The 7,310-nt window shown below is 72.2% G+C and carries 7 protein-coding genes; all 7 read left to right on the forward strand.

What is annotated here, in order from left to right; genetic code table 11:
• The first annotated feature begins 269 nt into the window (after window positions 1-269).
• Genes ACH9D3_RS07735 through ACH9D3_RS07765 form a run of 7 tightly spaced genes read left to right on the forward strand, consistent with a single transcriptional unit; the run spans window position 270 to window position 7,280 of the window.
• Entirely contained in the window at window positions 270-3,386 is a 3,117-nt protein-coding gene (locus ACH9D3_RS07735) for a Na+/H+ antiporter subunit A (RefSeq protein WP_396410480.1), read from the forward strand.
• Window positions 3,383-3,874, forward strand: coding sequence for a Na(+)/H(+) antiporter subunit C (locus ACH9D3_RS07740; protein WP_396410481.1), 492 nt, complete (start codon window positions 3,383-3,385; stop codon window positions 3,872-3,874). The genes ACH9D3_RS07735 and ACH9D3_RS07740 overlap by 4 nt, the downstream gene beginning before the upstream one ends.
• Window positions 3,871-5,511 carry a Na+/H+ antiporter subunit D gene (locus ACH9D3_RS07745; RefSeq protein WP_396410482.1) on the forward strand — a complete coding sequence of 547 codons (1,641 nt, stop codon included), beginning with the start codon at window positions 3,871-3,873 and terminating at the stop codon, window positions 5,509-5,511. The genes ACH9D3_RS07740 and ACH9D3_RS07745 overlap by 4 nt, the downstream gene beginning before the upstream one ends.
• Entirely contained in the window at window positions 5,508-6,215 is a 708-nt protein-coding gene (locus ACH9D3_RS07750; protein WP_396410483.1) for a Na+/H+ antiporter subunit E, read from the forward strand. The genes ACH9D3_RS07745 and ACH9D3_RS07750 overlap by 4 nt, the downstream gene beginning before the upstream one ends.
• The gene (locus ACH9D3_RS07755; RefSeq protein WP_396398651.1) at window positions 6,215-6,484 is read left to right on the forward strand and encodes a monovalent cation/H+ antiporter complex subunit F; all 270 of its coding nucleotides are present in this window, start codon (window positions 6,215-6,217) and stop codon (window positions 6,482-6,484) included. The genes ACH9D3_RS07750 and ACH9D3_RS07755 overlap by 1 nt, the downstream gene beginning before the upstream one ends.
• A gap of 5 nt (window positions 6,485-6,489) precedes the next feature.
• Window positions 6,490-6,948, forward strand: coding sequence for a monovalent cation/H(+) antiporter subunit G (gene mnhG, locus ACH9D3_RS07760; RefSeq protein ID WP_396410485.1), 459 nt, complete (start codon window positions 6,490-6,492; stop codon window positions 6,946-6,948).
• Between the two features lie 59 nt (window positions 6,949-7,007).
• Window positions 7,008-7,280: a DUF4235 domain-containing protein gene (locus ACH9D3_RS07765; RefSeq protein WP_396410484.1), complete on the forward strand. Its 273-nt coding sequence runs from the start codon at window positions 7,008-7,010 to the stop codon at window positions 7,278-7,280.
• Window positions 7,281-7,310 lie beyond the last annotated feature (30 nt).

The following is a 7,310-nucleotide window of genomic DNA, read 5'->3' on the forward strand; positions in this document are numbered from 1 at the left end:
GGGCGGCCCCGCCGACCGCCCGCCCCCGGATCCCGGGTGCCCGGTTCCCCGACCGGGGAGTCCGGCCGGACGGGGCCCGTTCCGCACGGCGCACGAGGAGGGCGCACGAGGCCGGCGCACGGGGACACAGGGCGGCAACACCCCTTTGCTAAGCTGGGCTCCCCGGGAGCGCCCCCGGACACCCCGTGCTCGTGCAGGTCCTCCGTGCCTGCGTCCGGGCCCACGACGCCCGCCCGCCGCATCCCTTCCCCGACGCCCGGAGGCGCCTGATGACCGCTGTGCTCCTGCTCCACGCAGTGGTGGCCGCGGTCGCGCCCCTGCTGTTCGCGCGGATGGGACGCAGCGCCTTCTACCTCCTGGCGGCGGTGCCCTTCGCCGGCTTCCTGTGGCTGCTGGGCTCCGGTCCCCGCGTGTACGGCGCCGAGGGGGGCTGGACCGAGGGCGGGAGCTGGATCCCGTCCCTGCACCTGGGCCTGGTCCTGCGGATGGACGCCCTCGCGTGGACGATGTCGTTGCTCGTGCTCGGCGTGGGCTCGCTCGTGCTGTTCTACTGCGCCCGCTACTTCAAGACCGGCGCGGTGGGCCTCGGCGGCTTCGGCGCCCAGCTGCTGGCCTTCGCCGGCGCCATGTTCGGCCTGGTGACCGCGGACGACATGCTGCTGCTGTTCGTCTTCTGGGAGATCACCACCGTCCTGTCGTTCCTGCTCATCAGCTACAGCCGGACCCGCCTGTCCGCCCGGCGCGCAGCGCTGCAGGCCCTGGTGCTCACCACGGCCGGAGGCCTGTCGATGCTGGTCGGCATCGTGGTGCTGGGCCAGGCCGCGGGCACCTACCGGATCTCCGAGGTGCTCGCGGCGGCCCCGGAGCTGGTGCAGCGCGGGACCGTGGTGGACGTGGCGGTGCTCCTGCTCCTGGTGGGGGCCGTGACGAAGTCCGCGCTGATCCCGCTGCACTTCTGGCTGCCCGCCGCGATGGCGGCACCCACCCCGGTGTCCGCGTACCTGCACGCCGCCGCGATGGTCAAGGCCGGCGTCTACCTGGTGGCCCGCTTCGCCCCGGGGTTCGCCGAGACGGCGCTGTGGCAGCCGACCGTCATGGTCCTGGGCGTGGGCACCATGCTCTTCGGCGGCTGGGTCGCGCTGAAGCAGTACGACCTGAAGCTGATCCTCGCCTACGGCACCGTCAGCCAGCTCGGCTTCCTCGTGGTGATCGTGGGCCGCGGGGCGGCGGACACGGCGCAGGCCGGGATGGCGATGCTCCTCGCGCACGGGCTGTTCAAGGCGACGCTGTTCCTCGTGGTCGGGATCATCGACCACCGGGCGGGCACCCGGGACATCCGCCGGCTGTCCGGGCTCGCCGGCCGGGTGCCCGTGCTGTTCGCGGTCTCGCTCGTGGCCGCGGCGTCCATGGCCGGCCTGCCGCCCCTGGCCGGGTTCGTGGCCAAGGAGTCCGTGCTGGCCGCCTTCGCCCACGACGTGGACAGCGCGGCGGGGATCGCGGTGCTCGCCGGTCTCGTGGCCGGCTCCGTGCTCACCTTCGCCTACAGCGCCCGCTTCGTGTGGGGCGGCTTCGCGCAGAAGTCCGCCGAGTTCTCCGAGCTCGACGCCGGGATCGGCGGCAAGGCCGTGATCAGCGACATGCAGCGGGTGGAGCCCGCGTTCCTCGCTGCACCGCTCGTGCTCTCCGTCCTCACCGTGGTCTTCGGGCTCTGGCCCCAGCCGGTCAACGCCGTGCTGCAGCCCTACGTCGACCAGTTCCCGGCCACGGAGGAGCACGACTTCTACCTGGCCCTGTGGCACGGGCCGACCCCCGCCCTGGGCCTCTCCGTCCTGATCGTCGCGGGCGGGCTCCTGCTCCACCTCGGCCGGCGCCGCGTCGCCGGCCTGCAGCGGGCCCTGCCGTCCCTGCCGGCGGGGGAGCTCGTCTACCGTCGGGTCGTCAACGTCCTGGACCTCGCGGCGGTGTGGATCACCGGACGCACCCAGCGGGGTTCGCTGATGTTCTACCTCTCCGTCATCCTGATCACGGCGATCGTCGTGCCGCTCGTGGCGCTGGTCGTGGAGGAGACCCCGCCCCTGGGCGCCCTGCGGGTCTCCGACGGCCCGGCCCAGCTGATCGCGGGCGCGGCCATGGTCGTGGCGGCCCTGCTCGTCCCCCTGGCCACCAAGCGTTTCCTCGCGGTGCTGCTCGTGTCGGTCACCGGCTACGGGCTGGCCCTCATCTTCGCCCTGCAGGGCGCGCCCGACCTCGCCCTGACCCAGACCCTGGTCGAGACGGTGCTGCTGGTGGCCTTCGTGCTGGCCCTGCGCTCGCTCCCCGCACCGCTGTGGCACCGCAACCCGGCCGGACGCCGCCTCCTGCGGGGCACCATCGCGGTGACGTTCGGCCTGTTCATGATGGCGCTCGCGGCGTTCAGCATCTCCTCGCGCACGGCGGACCCCGTCTCCCTGGAGCTGCCGCGGATGGCCTACGAGCTCGGCGACGGCGCGAACGTGGTCAACGTCATCCTCGTGGACATCCGCGCGTGGGACACCTTCGGGGAGGTCTCGGTGCTCGTGCTGGCCGCCACCGGAGTGGCCTCGCTGATCTTCGTCACGGGCCGCGGGGACCGCATCGTCCGCTCCGGGGACGAGCCCACGACCGGACAGCTGCGGGTCATCCGCCGGCGGAGCTCCGCGGCCGTCTCGCCCGGGGGCGAGCCCCTGGACGTCCGCCTCGCCCGCGGCGACGACGACGACCTGGAGGACCCCTACCTGCTCGCCGGGAGGACGCTGGCCCCCGAGCGGCGCTCGATCGTCTTCGAGGTGGTCACCCGGCTGCTCTTCCACACGTTCATGATGGTCTCGCTCTACCTGCTGATCGCGGGGCACAACGACCCGGGCGGAGGGTTCGCGGGCGGCCTCATGGCCGGACTGGCACTGACGGTGCGCTACCTGGCCGGTGGACGCTACGAGCTCGAGCTCGCCACGCCCATCAACGCCGGCACGATGCTCGGGACCGGCCTGGCGCTCGCCGCCCTCTACGCCGTCACCCCGGTCTTCCTGGGTGGATCGGTGATGCAGAGCTACACCGTCGAGGCGGAGCTGCCGGTCTTCGGGGCCGAGAAGTTCGTGACCGCCCTGATCTTCGACATCGCGGTCTACCTGATCGTCGTCGGCCTCATCCTGGACATCCTGCGCTCGCTCGGCGGGCGGATCGACGAGCGGATCGAGGAGGACGCCGTGCGGCGGCGGCGGCGCACGCCCGGGCGCGGCACGCGGATCCGCGTCACGCGGCAGCGGAAGGCGGCCGCCGCGGTCCCCGAGGGCTCGACCCCGGTCACCTCGGCGACGTCGCCGACCCCGGTCACCCGGATCGGCGCGAACGGAGGCGGAGAGCACCGATGACCGTGAACCTGACCCTCCTGGTCGTGATGGGGGTGCTCTACGCCGTGGGCGTGTACCTGCTGCTCGAGCGCTCCCTCACCCGCGTGCTGCTCGGGCTGATGCTGCTGACCAACGGCACGAACCTGCTGATCCTGCACGCCGGCGGGTCCGCCGGGTCCGCCCCCCTCTACGACGGGTCGCTCGCCGCGGAGGAGTACAGCGACCCGCTGCCCCAGGCCCTCATCCTCACCGCCATCGTGATCTCCCTCGCGGTGACCGCGTTCCTCCTCGGCATGATCTACCGCTCCTGGGTGCTCGGTCGCCGGGACGAGATCCAGGACGACGTCGAGGACCGGCGCGTGGCGCGGCAGTCCTCCTACGACGTGGAGGACGACGCCGAGGTCCCCGCCGACACCACCGAGTTCGAGGAGACGCCCCGTCGCCGGGAGCCGGACGAGACCGTCGAGGCACCGGGCGTGCGCGGCGTCGACGGGAGGGAGAACCGATGACCGTCAACCTCGCGCAGCTGGCCCCGCTGGCCGTCATCATCCCGTTCCTCGGCGCCGCCCTGAGCCTCCTGCTGCTGCGGCGCAACGCCCTGCAGCGCACCGTGGCCATCGGCTCGCTCGTGCTCACCCTCGCGGTCGAGACCGTCGTGCTCGTGAGCACGTGGGACGTGGGCCCGCAGGCCGTCCACCTCGGCGGGTGGGAGGCGCCGTGGGGCATCGTGATGGTCGTGGACCAGCTCTCGTCCCTGATGCTCGTGGTCTCCACGCTCGTCTCGCTCGCGGTGCTCGTCTACGCGAGCGGGCAGGGCGTGGCCGACGGCGACGACGAGGGTCCGATCTCGATCTTCCACCCCTCCTTCCTCATCCTCGTGGCGGGCGTGTCGAACGCCTTCCTCGCGGGGGACCTCTTCAACCTGTACGTGGGCTTCGAGATCCTGCTGACCGCGTCATACGTGCTGATGACCATGGGCGGGACCGTCCAGCGGATCCGCACCGGCGTGACCTACGTGGTGGTCTCGGTGATCTCCTCCGTGCTGTTCCTGATCACCATCGCGATGATCTACGCGGCCACGGGCACCGTCAACATGGCGGACCTGTCGGTCAAGCTGCAGAGCCTGCCGGTGGGCACCCAGATGCAGCTGCACCTGATGCTGCTCATCGCGTTCGGCATCAAGGCCGCGGTCTTCCCGCTGTCCTTCTGGCTCCCGGACTCCTACCCGACGGCCTCGGCCCCCGTGACCGCAGTGTTCGCCGGGCTGCTGACCAAGGTGGGGGTGTACTCGATCATCCGCACCGAGACCGTGCTGTTCCCCGGGGACCGGCTCGACGACCTCCTGATGTGGGTCGCGCTGCTCACCATGGTGGTCGGCATCCTGGGCGCGCTCGCGCAGATCGACATCAAGCGCATGCTGTCCTTCACCCTGATCAGCCACATCGGGTACATGATCTTCGGCGTGGCCGTGGGCACGCAGGAGGCCCTCTCGGCCACGGTCTACTACGTGGCCCACCACATCGTGATCCAGACGAGCCTGTTCCTCGTGGCCGGGCTGATCGAGCGCCGCGGCGGCTCCACCAACGTGGACCGGTTGGCCGGGATGGCCAGGATCTCCCCGCTGCTCGCACTGCTCTACCTCGTGCCCGCCCTGAATCTCGGGGGGATCCCGCCGTTCTCCGGCTTCCTGGGCAAGACCGGCCTCCTGCAGGCCGGCGTCGACCGGGGGGACGGCCTGGCCTACGTCCTGGTCGCGGGGTCCGTGACGGTCTCCCTGCTGACCCTGCTGGCCCTGATCCGGGTGTGGAACCGCGTGTTCCTGCGCGCGCCCGAGGACGCGGAGTACCCGGACCCGATCCTGCTGGCCCCGGTGCCCGCCGGGTCCCGGTTCCTGCTCAGCTCCGGCGCCGTCGACCACCAGGCGGGCCGGTTCGCGGGCAAGGGCGACGTGCGCCTGATGTCCCCCTCGATGCTCGGCGGCGCCTCGGTCCTCGTCGCCGCGGGGGTGGGCCTCACGGTCTTCGCCGGACCGCTGTTCCAGCTCGCGGACAACGCCGCGGAGAACCTCGTCCGCCCCGAGCGCTACGTCGAGGCCGTGCTCGACCCGGCGTCCGCGCCGCGCCCCGTCGTGGAGGAGGCACCGTGACCCGACCCAGGAACCCCCTGCTCGTCGAGCTGCCGCTGCTGGTGTGGCTCGTGCTCGTGTGGGGCGCCCTGTGGGGCGACTTCGGCCTCGGCAACCTCCTGGTCGGGCTCGTCCTGGCCCTGCTCGTGACCTGGTTCCTCTACCTGCCGCCCGTCCAGCTGTCCGGGCGGTTCAACCCCTTCCAGTTCGCCGTCTTCGCCGTGACCTTCGTCTGGCAGGTCGCCAAGGCGAGCGTCGAGGTGATGGTCATCGCGATCGTCGTGGGCCCCCGGGCGCGCAACGCCGTGGTGGGCGTCAGGCTGCGCACGACCTCCGACCTGCTCCTGACGGCCACCGGGCACACCATGACCCTGATCCCCGGCTCGCTCGTGGTGGAGGTGGACCGTGCCACCAGCACGCTGTACTTCCACGCGCTCAACGTCCGCGACTCCCGGGAGGCCGAGGAGTTCCGCCGCTCCGCGCTCCAGGTGGAGGCCGCCTGGATCCGGATCATGGGCACGGCGGAGGAGCTCGCCGCGCTGCGGGCCGAGCGGCGCGGGGACGGAGCCGCCGGCGCGGACCGGCGGGACAGCGCCGCGATCGGCTCCCCGGTCACCGCGAGCCAGCAGATCGTGGGCCGCCGCCGCGACGACGTCCCGGCCGGGGCGCCGGCCGACGCCCCGGTGGACGACCCGGACGACGACCCCCAGGAGGACCGCCCGTGATGGAGATCGCCGTGGCCGTCGCGGTCGTGCTGCTCGGCACGGCCGCCGCGGGCACCCTATACCGCCTCGCCAAGGGGCCGTCCCTGCTGGACCGGGTGGTGGCCACGGACGTGCTGCTGGCCATCGTGGCGGCCGCCCTCGCGGTGGACATGGCCTACCACGGCCATCTCGACAACCTGATCCTCATGGTGATCGTCTCGCTGGTCGGGTTCATCGGCTCCGTGACGGTGGCGCGCTTCGCCACCCAGACCGCCGAGCACGGGCGGTGAGCGCCGTGCTGGACACCGTCCTGGACACCGCCGCCGCCGTGTGCCTCGTGGGCGGGGCCCTCATGTCCCTCGCCGCGGCGATCGGCCTGGTCCGCTTCCCGGACCTGCTGACCCGCATGCACGCAGGGACCAAGCCGCAGGTCTTCGGGCTGCTGCTCATGCTCACGGCCGTCGCCCTGGAGAACCGCGATCCCGTCATGGTCCCGCTCATCGCCCTCGGCTGGATCTTCCAGCTGCTCACCGTGCCCGTCTCCGCGCACATGGTGGGCCGCTCCACCTACCGCACCAAGCACCTCAACCGGTCCACGCTGACCCAGGACGACCTGCAGACGGTCCTCGACCGCGCGGCGGAGAGCTCCCCGGGGGAGGCCGCCACCGGGGAGGGCGCCGGCACGGGGGCGGCGACCCGGGACGGCCGGCCGACCGACGGACAGCACACTGACGGAACCTCGGGGACGCGTTAGGCTGGGGCGATCGGCAGGGCGCACCCGCGCCGCCCCGACGACCCAAGGAGCAGCAGCCCATGAACGACAAGGTCATCGAACTCCTCGGCACCGGCGCCTCGCTGGGTGGCGTGGTGCTCTCGCACAAGGTGCTCGGCTCGGTGTGGAAGCGCCTCACGGGCAATCCGCCGCCGTCCAAGAACCCGGACCCCAGCGAGACCTGGACGGCCATCATCGTCTGGTCCGTCGTGTCCGGTCTCGTGGGCACCGTCATCAAGGTCGCCGTCCACCGGCAGATGGCCAAGATGGAGCAGGACGACAAGCCGAAGGCCTCGAGCCAGTCCGAGGTCTGAGTCCCGGCGCGCACCCCGCGGAGGGGCCCG

This window comes from Kocuria kalidii (genome assembly GCF_044462225.1).
In the GTDB taxonomy this organism is placed as follows: Bacteria; Actinomycetota; Actinomycetes; order Actinomycetales; family Micrococcaceae; genus Kocuria; species Kocuria kalidii.